The following is a 20,074-nucleotide window of genomic DNA, read 5'->3' on the forward strand; positions in this document are numbered from 1 at the left end:
TCAGCCACAAAAAATCGTGGGTCATGGGGGTCGGGGCGCTGTGTACGGCGCTGGCTGCACTCAATGCCTTCGCCAACCCACCCGCTGCGCCGCAAGACGCCCGCATGGTCAAGACCGAAGGCGCGCCGGACCTGAGCCAGGCCGACTTCGACTCGGCCAAGCAAATCTACTTCCAGCGCTGCGCCGGCTGCCACGGTGTGCTGCGCAAGGGCGCCACCGGTAAACCGCTGACACCCGACATCACCCAGGGCCGCGGCCAGGCCTATCTGGAGGCGCTGATCACCTACGGTTCAGCCGCCGGCATGCCCAACTGGGGCACCTCCAACGCCCTGACCAAAGACCAGATAACGGTAATGGCCAAGTTTATCCAGCACACCCCGCCCACCCCACCGGAATGGGGCATGGCCGAAACCCTCAAGACCTGGAAAGTGCTGGTCAAGCCTGAAGACCGGCCCACCCGGCAACTCAATTCGCTCAACCTGCAAAACCTGTTTTCAGTCACCCTGCGCGATGACGGCAAGATCGCCCTGGTCGACGGCGACAGCAAAAAGATCGTCAAGCTGATCGACACCGGTTACGCGGTGCACATTTCGCGTATCTCGGCATCGGGCCGCTACCTGCTGGTGATTGGCCGCGATGCCAAGATCGACATGATCGACCTGTGGCCCAAGGAGCCGACCAAAGTCGCGGAAATCAAAGTAGGCATCGAAGCGCGCTCGGTGGAAACCTCCAAGTTCAAGGGCTACGAAGACAAGTACACCATCGCCGGCTCCTATTGGCCGCCGCAGTTCACCATCATGGACGGCGAGACCCTGGAGCCCAGGCAGATCGTCTCGACCCGCGGCATGACCGTCGACACCCAGCAATATCACCCCGAACCGCGGGTTGCGGCGATCATCGCGTCACATGAATGGCCGGAGTTCATCGTCAACGTCAAGGAAACCGGCAAGGTGATGCTGGTCAACTACCAGGACATCAAGAACCTCACCATCACCAGCATCGACGCCGCACCGTTCCTGCATGACGGCGGCTGGGACAGCAGCCATCGCTACTTCATGACGGCGGCCAACAACTCCAACAAAGTCGCGGTGATCGACTCCAGGGAACGCAAGCTCACCGCCTTGGTGGATGTCGGTAAAACCCCGCACCCGGGACGCGGCGCCAACTTCACCCATCCGCTTTACGGCCCGGTCTGGGCCACCAGCCATCTGGGCGATGCCGGCGTCTCGCTGATCGGCACCGACCCGGTCAAGCATCCGCAATATGCCTGGAAACAGGTGGGCTCTCTCCAGGGCCAGGGCGGCGGTTCGCTGTTCATCAAGACCCACCCCAAGTCCCGTCACCTGTACGTCGACACCACCCTCAGCCCCGACACCAAGCTCAGCCAATCGGTGGCGGTGTTCGACATCGACAAACTCGACGCCGGCTACACCGTGCTGCCGATTGCCGAGTACGCCGGTATCAAGAAGGGGGCGATGCGCGTGGTGCAACCGGAATACAACAAGGCCGGCGATGAGGTCTGGTTCTCGGTCTGGAGCGGCCAGGAAGACGAGTCGGCGCTGGTGGTGATCGATGACAAGACCCTCAAGCTCAAGAGCGTGATCAAGGACAAACGCCTGATCACCCCCACCGGAAAATTCAACGTCTACAACACCCAACACGACATCTATTGAGCCCCATCAATAAGAGGAAAAACCATGAAGCCTATTCTGCTTGCCCTGACCTTGAGTGCCGCCTTCAGCCTGCAACCGGCGCTGGCCCAGGACGGCCCGACGCTGTTCAAGAGCAAACCCTGTGGCGCCTGCCACTCCATTGACACCAAGTTGGTAGGACCGGCGCTCAAGGAGGTGGCGGCAAAGAATGCCGGCGTCGCCGGAGCACAAGAACTGTTGGCCAAGCACATCAAGGAAGGCACACAAGGAAACTGGGGGCCGATGCCGATGCCGGCCAATCCGGTGACCGATGAAGAAGCCAAGATCCTTGCGGCGTGGGTCTTGACCCTTAAGTAACCACCCAGGAGGGCGGCTTTTAAAGCTACCTGTGGCGAGGGAGCTCGCTCCCGCTGGGCTCTGTAGGAGCTGTGTAGGAGCTGTCGAGTGCAACGAGGCTGCGATCTTTCCTCAGCCACTTAAATCTCAAGCGAAAGATCAAAAGATCGCAGGCTTCGCCAGCTCCTACAGAGTCCGGCGGAGTTTGCTCCCTTGGCTTTATTTCTCAATCAGGAGGACGTCATGGACCGACACCGCTGTGCAACCCGGATAACCACCCTCCTCTTCGTCTTCTGTACCCCGGTGCTGGCCGCTCCCGACCACCCGCGCCAGGCGCAACTGCAACACCTGCTGGTTCAGGACTGTGGCGCCTGCCATGGCCTGCACCTGACCGGTGGCCTTGGCCCACCCCTGACCGGTGAGGCCCTGACCGGAAAATCCCGCGACAGCCTCATCGCCACCGTCACCCAAGGACGGCCCGGCAGCGCCATGCCCGGCTGGGCGCCGCTGCTCAGCCCCGACGATATTCGCTGGTTGGTGGACCGGCTCCTTCAAGGAACTCCCGCCCCATGATCCGATCTCTGCTGTCTCTCACCGCCTGCGCGCTGTTGCTCTCGGCATGTGCCCAGCCAGCGCTGCGCGGCACCGGCGACTTGGGCGTGGTGGTGGAGCGTGCCACCGGCAGCCTGCAAATCATCGAAAGCGACACGCGCACCGCCCTCGCCCGCGTCGAAGGGCTGGGGGATCTGTCGCATGCCTCGGTGGTGTTCTCCCGCGACCAACGTTATGCCTATGTATTTGGTCGCGATGGCGGCTTGAGCAAGGTCGACTTGCTGAGCGCACGCATCGACCGCCGCATCATTCAGGGCGGCAACAGCATCGGCGGCGCGATCAGTCAGGACGGCAAGCTGATCGCCGTCTCCAACTACGAACCCGGCGGCGTCAAGGTGTTCGACGCGCGGACATTGGAACCGGTCGCGGACATTCCGGCCACACCCCTGCCCGACGGACAAAAACGTTCGCGGGTGGTCGGCCTGGTGGACGCGCCGGGGCAGCGTTTCGTTTTCAGCCTGTTCGACACCGGCGAAATCTGGACCGCAGACTTCAGCCAAAACCAAACGCCACGCATCGAACGCTTCACCGCCATCGGCCGGCAACCCTACGACGCGCTGATAACACCGGACGGGCGTTATTACATGGCCGGGCTGTTTGGCGAGGACGGCATGGCCCAACTCGATCTCTGGCATCCCGAACACGGTGTGAAACGGGTGCTGGAACACTACGGACGCGGCGAGACCCGGCTCCCGGTGTACAAGATGCCTCATCTGGAAGGCTGGGCCATGGCCGGCCAACAGGCCTTTGTCCCCGCCGTCGGGCACCATCAAGTGCTGGTGATGGACGCCCGCACCTGGCAGCAGACCGGCACGATCGCCGTGGCCGGCCAACCAGTGTTCGTCACGGCGCGCCCCGATGGCCGCCAACTGTGGGTCAACTTCGCCTACCCGGACAACGACCGGGTGCAGGTCATCGATACCCAGACTCACGCCATCATCGCGGACCTGCGGCCAGGGCCTGCGGTGCTGCACATGGAATTCACCGCTCGCGGCGATCAGGTGTGGCTGTCCGCCCGCGACGGTGGCGAGGTGCAGGTCTGGGATCCGTATCGGCTCGAACGCCTGAGCAGCCTGCCGGCCCTGAGCCCCAGCGGCATCTTCTTCAGCAGCCGTGCACACAAACCGGGGTACTGACCATGACACCAAGCCCACTCGCCCGCCGCCTGATCGATCAGTTCCAGCATGGCCTGCCGTTGTGCGCCGAACCCTATCGGGCAATGGCCGATGCCCTGGGTTGCAGCCAGGCCCAGGTGCTCGATTGCCTGCAGCACCTGCAACTGGCGGGCACCCTGTCACGGGTCGGTCCGGTGTTCGAACACACCCGAGCCGGGGCTAGCACCCTCGCCGCCCTGGCAGTGCCCGTGGACCGACTGCAGCAGGTGGCGGCGCGCGTCAGCCAGTACCCGGAAGTCAATCACAACTACGCCCGTGAACACCGCTACAACCTGTGGTTCGTGCTGACCGGTCCTGATCGTGCCCACCTGGACAACATTCTCCGGGAACTGGAAAACGACACCGGCCTCACGCCGCTGGACCTGCCCATGCTGACCGCTTACCGCATCGACCTGGGCTTTGCCCTGGAGGCTACCCCATGAACCCGACCTTAAGTGACCACCAGTCGCTGCAACTGCGCCGTCTACTGGAGACCGGCTTGCCCCTGACACCCCGTCCCTTCCAGGCCCTGGCCGAACAGATCGACGCCAGCGAACAGCAGATTCTTGACCAGATGCAAGACTGGCATGAACAAGGCCTGTTCCGCCGCGTCGGCCTGGTGGTCAACCACCGCGCCTTGGGCTTTGCCGCCAACGCCATGCTGGTGCTGGACGTGCCGGATGCCTTGGTCGACGAAGTCGGTCGCCGCCTCGGCCAGGCGCCCGGCATCAGCCTTTGCTATCAACGACCACGCCGCTTGCCCCAGTGGCAATACAACCTGTTCTGCATGATCCACGGTCGTCAGCGCGAGCGTGTCGAGGCCCAGGTCCAGGCGCTGCTGGAGGCGCACTTGCTGAGTGATCTACCGCACCAGTTGCTGTTCAGCACCCACCTGTTCAAGCAGTGTGGCGGGCGCTACGCCACGCCGGCCGGAGTGGCGATCGATGGATGACCTGGACCGACGCCTGATCAATCGCCTGCAATTGGGTTTGCCGCTGGTACGCCATCCCTGGCAGGCATTGGCCGAAGAACTGGAGAGCAGCAGTAGCGAACTGCTCGACCGCCTGCACGAGTTGCTCAACGACGGCGTACTCACCCGCTTCGGCCCGATGTTCGACATCGACCGCCTGGGCGGTGCCTTCACCCTGGCGGCTCTGGCGGTGCCCGAACCGCGTTTCGAGACCATCGCCGAGTTGCTCGCGGCCATGCCCGAAGTGGCCCACAACTACCGCCGCGAGCACAGCTGGAACATGTGGTTCGTGCTTGCCTGCTCCAGCGAACAGGCGATCAGCGACACCTTGTTGCGTATCGAACGCCTGACCGGCCTGGAGCCGCTGAACCTGCCCAAGGAGGAGACCTACCATGTCGGCCTGTATTTCCCAGTCTGAGCCGTTGCCGCAAACGCCACCTCGCCTGGAGGAAACGCCTCTGGCCCTGCGGCTGGTGGAACTGACCCAGGACGGCCTGCCCTTGCTCGAAGATCCCTGGGCCTGGCTGGCCGAGCAACTGGGGCTGAGCGTGGAATCGACCCTCGACCTGCTCAAGCGTTTACAGGCCGAAGGGGCAATCCGCCGCATCGCTGCGGTGCCCAATCACTATCGCCTGGGTTATCGCCACAACGGCATGACCGTCTGGGACGTGTGCGACGCCGACGTGCCGCGCCTGGGCGCCCTGCTGGGTGCGCAGCCTTTTGTCAGCCATTGCTACCGCCGCCCGCGCCGGGCCGGTTGGCGCTACAACCTGTTTGCCATGGTCCATGGCCGTAGCCGCGAGGAAATCGACAGCTACCGTGAGCACCTGCGCTATCTGCTGGGTGACGCCTGTAGCGCCGACGACATGCTGGTGAGCAGCCGCATCCTGAAAAAAACCGGCTTGCGCCTGTCGCCTGTGGGAGCAAAGCTCGCTCGCGAAACAGCCGCCTCGGTTTCTGAGGAACTGCATCGGCTTCATTGCGGACAAGCCTTGCTCCCACAACGAAGGAGCGACTTATGTTGAGGATCAGCCACTACCTGCGCGCCCTGGCTGGCCAATGCCCCGCGCCGCGTGTGGCGCCACCGGGCAGCACACGGCCGCCGGTGGTGATCTGGAACCTGCTCAGGCGCTGCAACCTGACCTGCAAACACTGCTACGCCACCTCGGCCGACAGCGTATTTCGCGATGAGCTGGACACGACGGCGGCACTCAAGGTCATCGACGACCTGCATGACGCGGGCGTACGGGTATTGATCCTGTCCGGCGGCGAGCCGTTGCTGCGCGAGGACCTGTTCCAGCTCAGTGCCTATGCCCGGGGCAAGGGCTTTTTCCTGGCCCTGTCCACCAACGGCACGTTGATCGACCCGAGCAACATTGGGCAGATCGAGGCGGCGAACTTCGACTATGTGGGCATCAGCATCGATGGCCTGGAAGCGACCCACGACGCCTTCCGCCAGCTCAAAGGCAGTTTTGCCCGTTCCATGGCGGCCATCGGCTTGTGTCGCGAACGAGGGATCCGGGTCGGGTTGCGCACCACCCTGACCCAGCAGAACCACGCCCAGTTACCACGACTGCTGGATCTGATGACTGAATACGACGTGCAGAAATTCTACCTGTCGCACCTCAACTACAGCGGCCGCGGCAAGCGCAGTCGCCAGCTCGACGCCCGGCAACAGATGAGCCGCGAAGCCATGGTCCTGATCTTCGAGCGGGCCTGGGACGACGTTCTGCAGGGTCGCGAGACGGACTTCGTCAGCGGCAACAACGATGCCGATGCGGTGCTGTTGTTGCAATGGGCGGCCGGGCGCCTGCCCCATCACTACGCCGAGCTGGAGCGCATGCTCAAGGCCTGGGGCGGCAATGCCTCGGGCAGCGGCATTGCCAACATCGACAACACCGGCGAGGTGCACCCTGACACCTACTGGTGGCAGCACTCGGTGGGCAATGTCCGCCAAACGCCGTTTCGCACACTCTGGCTCGAACGTCCCGACGCCCTGCTGCAAAAACTGCGCGAGCATCCGCGGAGCGTGGGAGGCCGTTGCGGACAGTGCCGTTGGCTGGCCATCTGCAACGGCAACACCCGCACACGCGCCTGGGCCGACGGCGACCTGTGGGGCCAGGACCCCGGCTGCCACCTCAGCGATGACGAAATTGGCTTGCAGGCAATCCCCAGCGCTTTGATTCCCAGCGTTGCATTGCCCTGTGCCCGATAACCCGACGGCGAACCTGATGATGAACCAAGGAAGTCCCATGCCTGCCTCTATCGTTCTGCCCGCTGCCCTGCAATCGCCCTTCAGACCGGGGGAAGTCGCCCTGGTGGGTGCCGGTCCCGGTGACCCCGGCCTGCTGACGCTGCGCGCCTGGAGCCTGTTGATGCAGGCCGACGCGGTGGTCTACGACCGCCTGATCAGCGCGCAACTGCTGGGACTGATCCCGCTGACATGCGCCCGGCATTACGTCGGCAAGGCCGCCGGTTGCCACAGCCTGCCCCAGGCGCAGATCAACGAACTGCTGGCCGATCTCGCTGATCAGGGCCAGCGGGTTGTGCGGCTCAAGGGCGGCGACCCGTTCATTTTTGGCCGCGGTGCCGAAGAGCTGGAGTACTTGCTGGGGCGAGGTATCGATTGCCAGGTGGTGCCTGGTATCACCGCCGCGTCCGGTTGCAGCGCCTACGCCGGCATTCCGCTGACCCATCGTGACCTGGTCAATTCCTGCCGTTTCATCACCGGCCACTTGCAACGCGAAGGTGATTTGAGCCTGCCGTGGCAAAGCCTGGCGGATGACAGCCAGACCCTGGTGTTTTACATGGGCTTGTCGAACCTGGGCACCATTGCTGCGCGGTTGATGGCGGCAGGTTTGGCCGCGGATACTCCGGCGGCGTTGATCAGCAACGGCACTCGCCCCGACCAGCAAGTGCTTCGCGGCACCCTGCAACAACTGCCGGCCATGGCACGAGATTGCGTCGAAGGTCTGCCAACATTGACGGTGATCGGCAAAGTGGTCGGCTTGTTTGCCCTGCAGCCGTTGCAGCATCCGGCGCGCGTTCATCCCCTCCCCCAGGCTTTGAAGGTGGCGCTATGAGGCGCTGCTGGGTGGCCATGCTGTGGATCGGTGCAAGCCATGGCGCCGTTACCGCCGGCGCCGACCTGGAGCAGGCCGAGCGCAATTACCAGCAGCTCTGCCAACAATGTCACGGCGTGAACCGCATCGGCGGCGCCGGGCCTGCGCTGCTGCCCCAGAGCCTGGGCCGGATCAAACCCGGCGAAATCCGCCAGGTGATCGAGAACGGCCGCCCCGCCAGTCAGATGGCGGCGTTCGGTGCGCTGCTGGAACCTGCGCAAATCGACGCCCTGGCACTGTATCTCCAGCGCCCGCCCAGCGTCGCGCCAAACTGGAATGAAGCGGATATTCGCCAAAGCCATCGTGTGCTGGTGGACGTCGCCACCTTGCCCAACCAACCGCAACACCGGGCCGACCCGCTGAACCTGTTCGTGGTGGTGGAAGCCGGCGATCATCACGTCGCGGTGGTCGACGGTGATCGCTTCGAAGTGCTCGCGCGCTTCGCCTCGCACTTTGCCGTACACGGCGGACCCAAGTTTTCCCCGGACGGACGTTTTGTCTACCTGGCGTCGCGCGATGGCTGGATCAGCCTGTATGACCTGCACAACCTCAAACTGATCGCCGAAGTGCGGGCCGGACTCAATACCCGCAACCTGGCGGTGAGCAAGGACGGTCGCTGGGTGCTGGTGGGCAACTCGCTGCCTGGCAACCTGGCGGTGCTGGATGCCCGAGACTTGTCACTGGTCAAGACGATCGCGACGCTGGGCAGTGATGGCCAGGCCTCCCGGGTCAGCGCGGTCTATACCGCTGCGCCGCGCAACAGCTTCATCGTCGCACTGAAGGATGTGAACGAGGTTTGGGAACTGTCTACCGGTCCGAACCCGGACTTCGTGCCCAGGCGCATCGAGGTCCAGGATCATCTGGATGACTTTTCCTTCTCACCCGATTACCGCCAGTTGCTCGCCACCTCGCGCAAGGCCCAGGGTGGCCAGGTGATCGATCTCGACAGTGGCCAGGTGGTCACCGACATCAGCCTGCCGGGCATGCCGCATCTGGGTTCGGGCACCTATTGGCAGCGCGATGGCCGCTGGGTGTTCGCGACACCCAATATCAGTAAAGGCCTGGTGTCGGTGATCGATATCGGCACCTGGCAAGTCATCCGGCAGATCCCTACCCTCGGACCGGGTTTCTTCCTGCGCAGCCACGCCAATTCCCGCTATGCCTGGACCGACGTGTTCTTCGCTCCCGGCAACGATGCCATCCACCTGATCGACAAACAGACCCTGGAAATCGCCCACACCTTGCGCCCCATGCCCGGCAAAACCGCCGCCCACGTCGAATTTACCCATGACGGCCGTTACCTGCTGTTGAGCATCTGGGACACCGACGGCGCGCTGATCGTCTACGACAGCAACACCCTCAAGGAAATCAAACGCCTGCCCATGAACAAGCCTTCGGGCAAATACAACGTGGGCAACAAGATCGAGTTCGCCGAGGGCACGTCTCACTGAGCGAACAAAACCGCTCCCGCTCGGTCCTGTAGGAGCTGGCGAAGCCTGCGATCTTTTGATCTTTTGATCTTTCGCTTGAGATTCAAGTGGCTGGGGAAAGATCGCAGCCTCGTTGCACTCGTCAGCTCCTACGCAGCTCCTACGCGGTGCCTGTGCGCCTCAGCGGGAGCAGGCTGCTGGTTCAATGACTCATCGGCGACATGGCGGTTGCCTGTCCTAGCAGCTTCTGATCAATGTCTTCCAGACGCAGCACTCGGCCGCCGGTATCGCGGGCGAGTTTTTCTGCCGCCTGGGCGTCGGAGAAGGAAGCCAGGACCACACCCATGGCGCCTTTGAGTCCCGAGCCGAGCACGAAGTACGCACTCCGCGCGTCGATCAAATGTTCATCATCCGGGGTATTCCAGTGACTGCGGCCCATGTCGTGGACGTACAACTGGACGTCAGCCCGATGGTTCTCCGGCTGCAGCCACCAACCGAGCATTTCTGCCGGCGAGCAGAACTTCTTCACGCCGCTGGCGGTAGCTGCGGCGCCCTTGGGGCCGGGAAAATCCGTGATCACCATGCCGCACACGTGGCATTCATCACTCGGATGGAACGCCAGCGTCGCCTTAGAGGCCGGTGGCAACTCAGTCTTGCCGCATGCCACCAGCGCCAAGCACACCAACACCCCGGCCAGCCATCGGCCAGTCTTCACATACACCCTGTTCATCGTTACAGGCTCCCTCTATCAACGTAAGAAATCACGGGCAGCGGCGGTTGAATAACCGATAGGCCAGCCACAACGGCACAGCCATCCACAACCACAGGCACAACCAGAGCCAAGGTCCGGGCACCGGCAGGTCGCTGCCCAGAGTCAGCACCGCCGCGCCGCTGGAACCGGGGTCGAACCCCGACAGGTTGATCAACCGATACACATCGGTGGGATTGAACAGCAACAGCCAGGGCAGCAGATCCGGGCTGAAGCGGCCTTCGCTCAGCACCAGCAGCGCCAGCAACGCCAGGTCAAACACCAGCACAAAGAAAAACCACACCCCCAGCGCAAGGCCGGCGGCGGTGGATTTTTCCGCCGACAGACTGCTCAGCACATAAGCCAGCCCGAGGAAAACCCACCCCAGCAGCGTGCTGGACACGATGAAGCGGCCAAACGCCCAGAGCAGCAGACTCAGCTCGATATCGTCCACCAGCAGGGCGATGGCGACCATCGCGCAGCCGAAGCCAATCAGGGTCGCCAGGGCCAGGATCAGCCCATGACCGACAAACTTGCCCAGCAGCAACTGGCCACGCCCCAACGGATACGTCAGCAACAGCAGCAAGGTGCCGCTCTCGTCCTCGCCGACAATCGCGTCATAGGCCAGCAGCAACGCGATCAATGGCATCAGGAACGTTGCCAGGCTGGCCAGGCTCGCCACCGTCGCCGGCACCGAGGTAAAACCCAACTGGCCGGACGCTGCCGCGCCAAGCCAGGCGATGCCGATGGCCAGCACCGCGAACAACAGGCTGATCGCCAACAACCAGCGGTTGCGCAAGCCGTCACTGAACTCCTTGCGGGCCATGTTCCAGATCGGGTTCATGAGCCAGTCTCCTCAAGCGCCGCGCGAACCATGTAATGGCGGTACAAGTCTTCCAGGGACGGCGGTTTGATCTCGACATCCGCCGGGTCATCCTGGGCCAGTAGCTGGCGCAGCAATTTAAGTTTGCTGCCATCGGGTGCGGACACTTGCAGCCCTTGCGCGCCCCAACCTTGAGTGGCGTGCCCTTCGCTGCGCCAATGCTGGCGAAGCCAGTCGGCCCGTGACAGGCCCGAGGCGCGGATCAGCGTCGGCAGCCCCGCGTCTTCGCGCAAGCGCGCCAGGCTGCCCAGGGCCAACAAACGCCCTTGGGTGAGAATCGCGGCGCGATTGATGTGCGCTTCCACGCCCGGCAAGACATGGGAACAAAGAATGATGCTGGTGCCCTGCCAGCGCAGGCGATCGAGCAGTTGATAGAGGTCCTGGGTGGCGATGGGGTCCAGGCCAACAGTGGGTTCGTCCAGCAACAGCAGCCGCGGCTGGCCGAGCAAGGCCTGGGCCAGCCCCAGGCGTTGGCGCATGCCCTTGGAGTACGTGCGCACCCGCCGGCTGGCCGCTTCCGCCAGCCCGACCTCCTCCAGCAAGCGCTCGACCTGTTCTGGAGCCGCGCCCTTGAGCCGGGCGAAATGGCGCAAGGTTTCCAGCCCGCTCAACTGCGGGTAAAACATCACGTTCTCCGGCAGGTAACCGAGCATTCGCCGCACCCCCGGATCACTCGGCGCCCGGCCAAATACGCGCACCTGACCCTCACTGGCCCGGAGCAGGCCGAGTATCAGCTTCATGGTGGTGGTCTTGCCCGCACCGTTATGCCCGAACAGGCCGAGCACTTCGCCCTGGGCCAGGTCCAGGTTCAGCCCGCGCAACACGGCGACATCGCCATAGCGCTGACTGACGCCTTCAATCTCGACGACGTTCAAGACGCGTCCTCCTGAGCACTGTTGCGTGGCGGGGGTTGGCGCGGCGCCTCCATCAATGGATGGCTGTCCATCACCCCAGGGGATTTCATCACCGGGAACGCCCGCTGCACCCAGCGCAGCAGCTCGATACCCGGACTGTTCATCAACAGCCGTACCTGGGGGTACAGCCACAGCAGGCGATCGACGTTGTCGTTGGGCTCATAGGCCACGTCCCCGAGCCCGTCGCCGTTGCGATCCCAGCCCAGGTAGTCACTCCAGTAATTGCCGCGCCCGTCCACCGACCATTCCTGCAGCCGCGTGGCCACGTATTTGACCTGGCGCTGGTTGCCGGCGAAAACGTTGCCGGTGATGCGGTTGTCCTCCGAGCCGGCGGTCAGGTGGATGCCCACCGCGCTGCGCTCGAAATGATTGCCTTCGATGCGGTTGAACAATGAGTTGTAAATGAACAGGGCCTTGCCCTCGGCACCGCTGATCATGGTGTCGCCGGTGGACCCGTCGCGAACATCGGTAACCACGTTGTCGCGCAGAGTGGAATAGGTGATGTAGTTCATCAGGATCCCGTAGTTCTGATCCTGTTCGGAGCGGTTGCCGATGACCGTCAGTTGGCGGCTTTGCATCAAGGCATAACCGGTGCGGGTGCGCCGGGTGATATTGCCCAACAGGCTGTTATCGTTGGCGAACATGTAATGCACGCCATAGCGCAGATCCTCCAGGAGGTTGCCTTCGATCAGGTTGCCGTTGGAGGTATCGATGTAGATGCCGTCGCGAGTCTCGCGGACCTGGTTGCCGATCACCCGGGCACCGTGTACCGCGTACAAGTGGATGCCGTTACCCCGGTCCTGGGAGCGCAGCCCGGGATCGCCTTGGATGCGGTTATCGATCAGGCTGACATCCCGCGTGCCATCGACCCAGATACCGAAACCCGGGCCCTGCATGCGGTTGGCACGCACCACGGCCCCCTGGGCGCCAGGCTGGATGAACACCGCAGCATTCATGGCCGTGAGGTCATGCCCCCAGTCCAGGAAGGTGCAACCCTGGATCTGCACGTTGGGCGCGCGAATGATCAAGGCATTGCCCTGGCCCAGCCCCTGGAATACCGCATCCGGCGCGCACGTCAGGGTCATCGGCTGGTCAATGCTGAACGACCCCCGGTACTGCCCCGAGGGCAGGCGCCATTGCCGTTCACCGTCGGCCTGCAACGGCAGGTCGGTGATCGGCTGCGGCGCTGCAAGCGCACCGCCCGCCAGGAGCAGGAGCACCAGGGCAATGACCGGTGCGCGAGCGTAGCCCGCGGGCTGTTGCTGGTTGCCGGTCATTGAACCTGCCTCCTCGATGAACCTGCTCAGGCCTTCTCAACCAGCATGCGTCCGACCATTTCCATGTGCAGGGCGTGGCAGAACCAGCTGCAGTAGTACCAATGCAAACCGGCCTTGTCGGCGATGAAGGTGATGGACGAGGTCTGTTGCGGGCTGATCTCCATGCTCACGCCGTGGTTGGTCATGACAAAGCCGTGGGAGACGTCTTCGATCTGGTCAATGTTAGTGATCGTCACCGTCACCTCGTTGCCTTGCTTGACAGTGAACTCTGTCAGGCCATAGGCCGGCGCCATCGAGGTCATGTACACCCGCACCGTGTTACCGTCGCGGATGACCTTGTTGTCGGTCTCCAGGTTGATGCCGTCCTTCTTGGCCAAAGCCACGGTTTCGGCAAAGTACGGATCGGTGCGGCTCCAGATTTTCTGGGTCTTGATCTGGTCACGCCGGGCGAGAATGCAGTCGTGGGGTTCGGCGAAAGCCGGGCCGTCGTGTACCAGCTTCATCTCGTCGCCGGAAATGTCGATCAGTTGATCGTTCTCCGGGTGCAGCGGACCGGTGGGCAAGAAGCGGTCCTTGGAGAATTTGCACAGGACCACCAGCCATTTGCCGTCTGCCTCACTGGTTTCGGTCAGGGACGCGTGGTTGTGGCCGGGTTGGTACTGCACGTCGAGCTTCTGCTTGATGTAGTTGACCTTCTCGCCCTTGTAGGCGCGGATGGCCTCGTCCATGTTCCACTTGACCACCTGACTGTCGATGAACAAGGTGGTGTAAGCATTGCCGCGCCCGTCGAAGGTGGTATGCAGCGGCCCCAGGCCCAACTCCGGCTCTGCGACGATCACCTCGCGAGGGTCTTTGTAGCGGTCGTCGAACAGGTCATCCAGCCGGTCGATGGCGATCATCGAGACGGTAGGCGACAGCTTGCCGTTGGCGATGAAGTATTTGCCGTCGGAGGAGGTATTGAGCCCGTGGGGGTTCTTCGGCACCGGAATGTAGCGGGTGAACGCGCTGTCCTTGCCATCGGTTTTACGGCCATCGACCACCGGCACCTTGGAGCCGTCCAGGGTGATGAACTTGCCGGCCTTGATCGCCGCTTCGATGCGCGGGATGTTGAACACCACCACCCAGTCGCGCTCGTTGCGCATCATACCGCCCAGGTCGTAGGCCTTCTCGGAGTTGTAGCAGGTGCTGGCGGCGTATTTGCCGGTGTAGTCGGCGTCGGAGTTGTCCAGGTTGCCATCGACGATCACCTGGAAGGCCATCTCCATCTTCTCGGCATCGATGGCGTTGAACATCGTGTAGCTGTTCTTGTCTTGCAGGTCGAAAGTGCGACCGTCATTGGGGTGCGGGATCACAAATTCGGCGTTGGCGAACACGTACTTGGTGTACGGCACCTTTTGCAGGCGCAGGCCATGGATGGCTTGCACGTTGGGCACGGTGAGAATCTTGTCGCACTTCATGATGTCCAGGCGAATGCGCGCGACCCGGGAATTGGCCTTGTCGTTGATGAACAGGTATTTGCCGTCGTATTTGCCGTCAGTCATGGAGATGTGCGGGTGATGGCAGTCGCCGTTCTGGTACTTGGCGCTGTCACCCAGGATGCGCTTGCTTTCGTTGGTCAGGCCCCAACCGGTGGCCGAGTCGACGTTGAACACCGGAATACGCATCAGCTCGCGCATGGACGGCACGCCCAACACCCTCACTTCGCCCTGATGGCCACCACTCCAGAAACCGTAATAGTCGTCCAGCTCGCCGGGGCCGACGTGTACTTTGGACTTGGCCTCCTTGGCTGCTGCGGCCCAGGACTCTCGAGTAAAGACCGCGCCACCCAACGCCGTGGCGCCGGCCAGCACCGCGCCAGTCACCGCGCTGGTGCCCAGGAAACCCCGACGACTGACGCCCTTGGGCGCTTCGTCCGTGCCGCTGGTTTCGGTTTTTTTATCGCTCATGCTGTGTGCTCCATGAAAAATGAAAGGGTCAAGGGACAGGCCATTGGCAACCTCAAGGCGCCGGGTTCACCTGCACCACGGCAATCAACTGAGGATCGGTCACGGCCGCCTTGCCGCGCTTTTTGCGTTTATTGATTAGCGGCGGGCATTTGTTTTCGTTGTGCCAGGTCATCTGGCAATCGAGGCAGTAATGACATTCGTTGGCGTTGATCCGGCCATCGGGGTGAATCGCCTGGATCTCGCATTCCTTGGCGCACAGCTGGCAGGGGTTGCCGCATTCCTTGCGGCGCTTGAGCCAATCGAACAGCCGCAGCCGGGTCGGCATCGCCAGGGCGGCCCCCAGCGGGCAGATGTAGCGGCAATAGACTTTGCGGGTGAACAGGTTGATCACCAGCAGGCCCGCTGCGTAGGCGACGAACCACCACTGACGGTCGAACCTGAGGGTGATGGCGGTCTTGAAGGGTTCCACTTCGGCCAACCGCTCGGCGCTGGACATTGACTCCAGCGAGACGCCGAACAGCACCAGCAAAATGATGTATTTGATAGCCCAGAGTCGCTCGTGAACGGCGAATGGCAACTCGTACTGCGGCACTTTCAACTTGCGCGCCAGCTCGTTGAGCAACTCCTGCAACGCGCCGAACGGACACAACCACCCGCAGAACACCCCGCGCCCCCACAGCAGGATGCTGGCGGCGGTGAACACCCAGAGGATGAAAATCAGCGGATCGGTGAGGAACAGTTCCCAGCGGAAATCTTCGAACAGCGCATGCACAAAGGTCAGTACATTGACCACCGATAACTGTGCCAAGGCATACCCACCGAGGAACACCACGGTGAACATCAGGTAGCCACGGCGGACCCCGTGCAACAGCTTCGGGCGCCGGGCCAGCGCATCTTGCAGGAACAGGATCGCCGTGAGCACCAACAGGGCCACCCCAAGTACCGTGATCTCGACGCTTTTCTGGTACCAGAGGGTCAACCACATCGGCCGGCTGGCTTCTTCAGCCGCCGCCAGTTGTTCAGCGGTCGGCAATGGCCGTTCCAGATACGGCTCGGGCAATTGATAACCGAGCTCGAAACTGCTGAAGATGCCGCTGACAGGACCGGTCTGGCGACGCACCAGCAGTTCCAGGCTCCAGGGCGAGCCCGGATCGAAACGGTGGGAGGCACGGACGATGAACACCGCCATTTCGTCGAACTCAGGCATGTCCGCGGCCGCCACGTCGTCCAGGCGCTGGAAGTCCAGGTCGCGAAAGCTGATGGCGTCGCCGAACTGGCGCACCTGCACGCGATCGAAAATACCGCCGCGCACATACCCCGAACCCTTGAAGGAGTAACGCCCGCTGCCCATCACCGCGATGGCCTGCTCGCCGGGTTTGAGCTCGGCCATCAACCTGCGGTATTGCGCCTCGCCCAGTAGGTTGCGGCCGATGGTGGGCGGGTTCAGGTGAGTGACGTACAGGTCAATGAACGTGTCGTCCGCTTGTTCGGCGCTGGCGGCTTCGACGCCCTCGGCCTCGGTCCCCTTGAAGGAAGCATCGGCCTGGCCGCGCGTCAGGTGCAGGCGACGCACCGCGCCGTTGCCGGTCAAGGTTTTCCAGTCGGCGGGCTCGTAGAGGTCATCGCGCACGCGTGCCGGCGCCACTGCCAACCCCGCGTCCCCCTTGACCAGCTCCAGGGAAACCGCGACATCGTGAGCGGCGCGCATGATGACTTCATTGACCACCATCGCCGTCACAGTGGCGCCGGCAATTGCATCCACCGTCACCGCGTTCGGGTCGCTGGAATGCCCCACCACCACCCGTTGATTGACCTTGATGCCGCTGTAGCGGGCACTGAACGCGTGGAGTTTTTCTTCGGCAATCCCGATCAGTAGAATCGGTTCGTGGTGCTCAAGCACAAAAGCGTCGAGGATCACACCGGCCGGATCAAGGATCACCTGGACGTTGATGGGTTTGCCCGAGTAAGCGGGAATGTCCACCACATCCAAGCTCTGGAACACATAGCCCACGACCTTGCCGGCAGCGGACAGTTTGCGAACTTTGTAAGGACCTTCGGACTCGGAGATTGAGTCGGTCTGACTCAGAACATGGTGGATGCGCTGTTGCTGGATATCACCGTAGTCTTTGGCCTGGGCGAGGCCCGCGAGCAAAAGCAGTAGAACGCACAGGCCATAAAGCCAGAATCGGGACGGGTGCAACGATGCAAAAGGACGGGTCATGGACGCCAGGTCTTGAAGACAGGATCTTGGCGCTGATGGTAGGGGCCGCTCCCCTGCCCCGCCCTTGATTGAAATCAACTTGCAAGAATTTGCCCCGCCACACCAAAGGAACGCTCCATGCCCCAACGCTTCGCTCCACCGTCTGAAAACACCGGCTTCGTCCGGGTGCGGGGCGCCCGCGAACACAACCTCAAGAATGTCGACGTCGACATCCCCCGCGATGCCCTGGTGGTATTCACCGGCGTGTCGGGGTCGGGCAAGTCATCGCTGGCCTTTTCCACGCTGTATGCCGAAGCCCAGCGCCGGTACTTCGAGTCAGTCGCGCCGTATGCCCGGCGCCTGATCGATCAGGTGGGCGTGCCGGACGTGGACAGCATCGAAGGCCTGCCGCCGGCGGTGGCCTTGCAGCAACAACGCGGCACGCCCAGCGCACGATCCTCGGTGGGCAGCGTCACAACTTTGTCGAGTCTGATCCGCATGCTCTACTCCCGGGCCGGTAGCTACCCGGCCGACCAACCCATGCTCTACGCCGAGGATTTCTCGCCCAACACCCCACAGGGCGCCTGCCAGCAATGCCATGGCCTGGGTCGGGTCTATGAAGTGACCGAAGCGTCCATGGTGCCGGACCCTTCGCTGACCATCCGCGAGCGCGCCGTAGCGGCCTGGCCCGTGGCCTGGCAAGGCCAGAACCTGCGGGACATTCTGGTAACCCTGGGTTATGACGTCGACGTTCCTTGGCGCGACCTGCCGAAAAAGCAGCGTGACTGGATTCTCTTCACTGAAGAAACCCCCACCGTCCCGGTGTACGCCGGGCTCACCCCAGCCCAGACCCGCGCCGCCCTCAAGCGCAAACTCGAGCCCAGCTATCAGGGCACGTTCAGCGGTGCCCGACGCTACCTGTTGCACACGTTCATGCACTCCCAAAGCGCTCAGATGCGCAAACGCGTGGCGCAATACATGCGCGCCAGCCCTTGCCCGGTGTGCGAGGGTAAACGCCTCAAGCGCCAGGCACTGACGGTGACTTTTGCCGGTCTGGATATCGCCGAACTGTCCCACCTGCCGTTGCTGGAACTGGCCGAGGTGCTCAAGGGCGTTGCCGCCCCCGATTATCTGGCGCAAGCCGAGGAACCGGGAACAACCCTGACCCACCAGCAAACCCGCGAGGCCCGCGAGCAACGCGCGGCCCGGGGCGAAAATCCCCACGCCGGCGGGCCTGATGCGCGCCACACCCACAATCTTTCCCTGGAAAAACGCCTGGCCGCGCAACGCATCGCCACTGAATTGCTGGAGCGCATCGTCACCCTGATCGACCTGGGCCTCGGCTACCTGGCCCTGGAGCGCAGCACGCCGACGCTGTCGTCCGGCGAGCTGCAACGCCTGCGCCTGGCAACCCAGCTCAACTCCCAGTTGTTCGGGGTGATCTATGTGCTGGACGAACCCTCCGCCGGCCTGCACCCGGCCGACAGCGAAGCGCTGTTCCAGGCCCTGCAACGCCTCAAGGCTTCGGGTAACTCCGTATTTGTGGTCGAACACGACCTGGACACCATGCGCCGCGCCGATTGGCTCATTGACGTGGGTCCCGATGCGGGCGAACAAGGCGGAAAGATCCTCTACAGCGGCCCGCCGGCGGGCCTCAGTCAGGTGCCTGAGTCACGCACTCGCGCCTACCTGTTTGCCCAAGACACCGCTGCTGGGCGTATGCCTCGAACACCCAAGCACTGGTTGCGCCTGGAAGGCATCACCCGCAACAATCTCGACAACCTCAGCGCCGCCTTTCCGCTGGGTTGCTTCAGCGCCGTGACCGGCATTTCCGGTTCGGGGAAATCCAGCCTCGTCAGCCAGGCCCTGCTGGACCTGGTGGGCGGCCATCTGGGCCAGGCCAGCCACAACGCCGAAGCCGACGAACACAGCCTGGAAGATGAACCGCTGCAAACCAGCGGTGGCCATGTCACCGCCGGGCTCGAGGCGGTCAAGCGGCTGGTCCAGGTGGACCAGAAACCCATCGGCCGCACCCCGCGCTCCAACCTCGCCACTTACACCGGGCTGTTCGATCACGTACGTAAATTGTTCGCCGCCACGCCCCAGGCGCGGGAACTGGGTTTCGATGCCGGACAGTTCTCCTTCAACGTCGCCAAAGGCCGTTGCGAAACCTGCGAGGGCGAGGGTTTCGTCAGCGTCGAGCTGCTGTTCATGCCCAGCGTGTATGCGCCCTGCCCCACGTGCCACGGGGATCGCTACAACCCCCAGACCCTTGAAGTGAACTGGCAGGGGCTGAACATCGCTCAGGTGTTGCAACTGACCGTGAATCAGGCACTTGAGGTGTTTGCCGAGCAGGCGTCGGCGAAGCGCTCACTGCAAGTGCTGCAGGACATCGGACTGGGTTATCTGCGCCTGGGCCAACCGGCCACGGAACTGTCCGGCGGCGAGGCCCAGCGCATCAAACTGGCGACCGAGCTGCAGCGCAAAGCCCGGGGCGCCACTTTGTACGTGCTGGATGAGCCAACCAACGGCTTGCATCCCCAGGACGTGGATCGCTTGCTGGTGCAATTGAATCGCCTGGTGGATGAAGGCCACAGCGTGGTGGTGGTGGAACATGACATGCGCGTGGTGGCGCAGAGTGATTGGGTCATCGACATCGGCCCGGGCGCTGGGAACCAGGGCGGAAAAGTCGTGGTATGCGGGCCTCCGGCGCAGGTGGCGGAGTGTCGAGAGAGCCGAACGGCGGTGTTTCTGCGCAGGGTGCTGCAGCCCGGCGGTTGAAGTGCAATCACTGTGGCGAGGGGATTTATCCCCGCTGGCTGCGCACCCG

General features: G+C 63.0%; 17 protein-coding genes and 1 pseudogene. 12 read left to right on the forward strand and 6 right to left on the reverse strand.

The genetic code is table 11. From position 1 onward, the window contains the following. Positions 1-104: 104 nt before the first annotated feature. The 11 genes and pseudogenes from nirS (at position 105) to BMY45_RS13975 (ending at position 9,297) form a co-directional block, all read left to right on the forward strand. Positions 105-1,673, forward strand: a complete 1,569-nt coding sequence (nirS, locus tag BMY45_RS13925) for a nitrite reductase (RefSeq protein ID WP_256573657.1) — start codon at positions 105-107, stop codon at positions 1,671-1,673. Positions 1,674-1,697: 24 nt separating this feature from the next. Beyond that, entirely contained in the window at positions 1,698-2,009 is a 312-nt protein-coding gene (locus BMY45_RS13930) for a c-type cytochrome (protein WP_047225832.1), read from the forward strand. 222 nt (positions 2,010-2,231) lie between these two features. Then, on the forward strand, positions 2,232-2,561 hold the full coding sequence (locus BMY45_RS13935; protein ID WP_092398460.1) for a c-type cytochrome: 330 nt from the start codon (positions 2,232-2,234) through the stop codon (positions 2,559-2,561). Further along, positions 2,558-3,736, forward strand: coding sequence for a cytochrome D1 domain-containing protein (locus BMY45_RS13940; RefSeq protein WP_092398462.1), 1,179 nt, complete (start codon positions 2,558-2,560; stop codon positions 3,734-3,736). The genes BMY45_RS13935 and BMY45_RS13940 overlap by 4 nt, the downstream gene beginning before the upstream one ends. Positions 3,737-3,738: 2 nt before the next feature. Further along, positions 3,739-4,197: an Lrp/AsnC family transcriptional regulator gene (locus BMY45_RS13945; protein ID WP_092398464.1), complete on the forward strand. Its 459-nt coding sequence runs from the start codon at positions 3,739-3,741 to the stop codon at positions 4,195-4,197. Continuing rightward, positions 4,194-4,706, forward strand: coding sequence for a siroheme decarboxylase subunit beta (locus BMY45_RS13950; protein WP_092398466.1), 513 nt, complete (start codon positions 4,194-4,196; stop codon positions 4,704-4,706). Before BMY45_RS13945 ends, BMY45_RS13950 begins: the two co-directional genes overlap by 4 nt. Then, positions 4,699-5,142, forward strand: coding sequence for an Lrp/AsnC family transcriptional regulator (locus BMY45_RS13955; protein ID WP_092398468.1), 444 nt, complete (start codon positions 4,699-4,701; stop codon positions 5,140-5,142). The genes BMY45_RS13950 and BMY45_RS13955 overlap by 8 nt, the downstream gene beginning before the upstream one ends. Further along, a pseudogene (locus BMY45_RS13960) lies at positions 5,117-5,641 on the forward strand (Lrp/AsnC family transcriptional regulator); the annotation flags it as partial. The gene BMY45_RS13955 and the pseudogene BMY45_RS13960, both read left to right, overlap by 26 nt. A gap of 101 nt (positions 5,642-5,742) precedes the next feature. Further along, positions 5,743-6,939: a heme d1 biosynthesis radical SAM protein NirJ gene (gene nirJ, locus BMY45_RS13965; protein WP_092398472.1), complete on the forward strand. Its 1,197-nt coding sequence runs from the start codon at positions 5,743-5,745 to the stop codon at positions 6,937-6,939. 37 nt (positions 6,940-6,976) lie between these two features. Beyond that, entirely contained in the window at positions 6,977-7,807 is an 831-nt protein-coding gene (gene cobA / locus BMY45_RS13970; RefSeq protein WP_092398474.1) for a uroporphyrinogen-III C-methyltransferase, read from the forward strand. Further along, positions 7,804-9,297 carry a nitrite reductase gene (locus tag BMY45_RS13975; protein WP_092398476.1) on the forward strand — a complete coding sequence of 498 codons (1,494 nt, stop codon included), beginning with the start codon at positions 7,804-7,806 and terminating at the stop codon, positions 9,295-9,297. The genes cobA and BMY45_RS13975 overlap by 4 nt, the downstream gene beginning before the upstream one ends. Before the next feature lie 181 nt (positions 9,298-9,478). On the opposite strand, the gene BMY45_RS13980 is transcribed toward BMY45_RS13975, so the two are convergent. The 6 genes from BMY45_RS13980 to nosR are packed head-to-tail and all read right to left on the reverse strand — an operon-like array spanning position 9,479 to position 17,265. Further along, entirely contained in the window at positions 9,479-10,006 is a 528-nt protein-coding gene (locus BMY45_RS13980; RefSeq protein ID WP_092398478.1) for a nitrous oxide reductase accessory protein NosL, read from the reverse strand. Positions 10,007-10,037: 31 nt separating this feature from the next. Then, positions 10,038-10,868: an ABC transporter permease gene (locus BMY45_RS13985; protein WP_092398480.1), complete on the reverse strand. Its 831-nt coding sequence runs from the start codon at positions 10,866-10,868 to the stop codon at positions 10,038-10,040. Continuing rightward, a complete protein-coding gene (locus tag BMY45_RS13990) occupies positions 10,865-11,782 on the reverse strand; it encodes an ABC transporter ATP-binding protein (RefSeq protein ID WP_092398482.1) in 918 nt (305 codons plus the stop codon). Before BMY45_RS13990 ends, BMY45_RS13985 begins: the two co-directional genes overlap by 4 nt. Beyond that, positions 11,779-13,098, reverse strand: coding sequence for a nitrous oxide reductase family maturation protein NosD (locus BMY45_RS13995; protein ID WP_092398484.1), 1,320 nt, complete (start codon positions 13,096-13,098; stop codon positions 11,779-11,781). The genes BMY45_RS13990 and BMY45_RS13995 overlap by 4 nt, the downstream gene beginning before the upstream one ends. 26 nt (positions 13,099-13,124) lie before the next feature. Further along, the gene (nosZ, locus tag BMY45_RS14000; RefSeq protein WP_092398486.1) at positions 13,125-15,044 is read right to left on the reverse strand and encodes a TAT-dependent nitrous-oxide reductase; all 1,920 of its coding nucleotides are present in this window, start codon (positions 15,042-15,044) and stop codon (positions 13,125-13,127) included. Between the two features lie 52 nt (positions 15,045-15,096). Then, positions 15,097-17,265, reverse strand: a complete 2,169-nt coding sequence (gene nosR / locus BMY45_RS14005) for a transcriptional regulator NosR (RefSeq protein ID WP_092398488.1) — start codon at positions 17,263-17,265, stop codon at positions 15,097-15,099. A gap of 117 nt (positions 17,266-17,382) precedes the next feature. On the opposite strand from nosR, the gene BMY45_RS14010 reads away from it, so the two are divergent. Further along, complete coding sequence (locus BMY45_RS14010) at positions 17,383-20,025, forward strand: excinuclease ABC subunit UvrA (RefSeq protein ID WP_092398490.1); 2,643 nt, start codon at positions 17,383-17,385, stop codon at positions 20,023-20,025. The last annotated feature ends 49 nt before the right edge of the window (positions 20,026-20,074 follow it).

Source organism: Pseudomonas sp. NFACC39-1 (genome assembly GCF_900110355.1).
In the GTDB taxonomy this organism is placed as follows: domain Bacteria; phylum Pseudomonadota; class Gammaproteobacteria; order Pseudomonadales; family Pseudomonadaceae; genus Aquipseudomonas; species Aquipseudomonas tehranensis.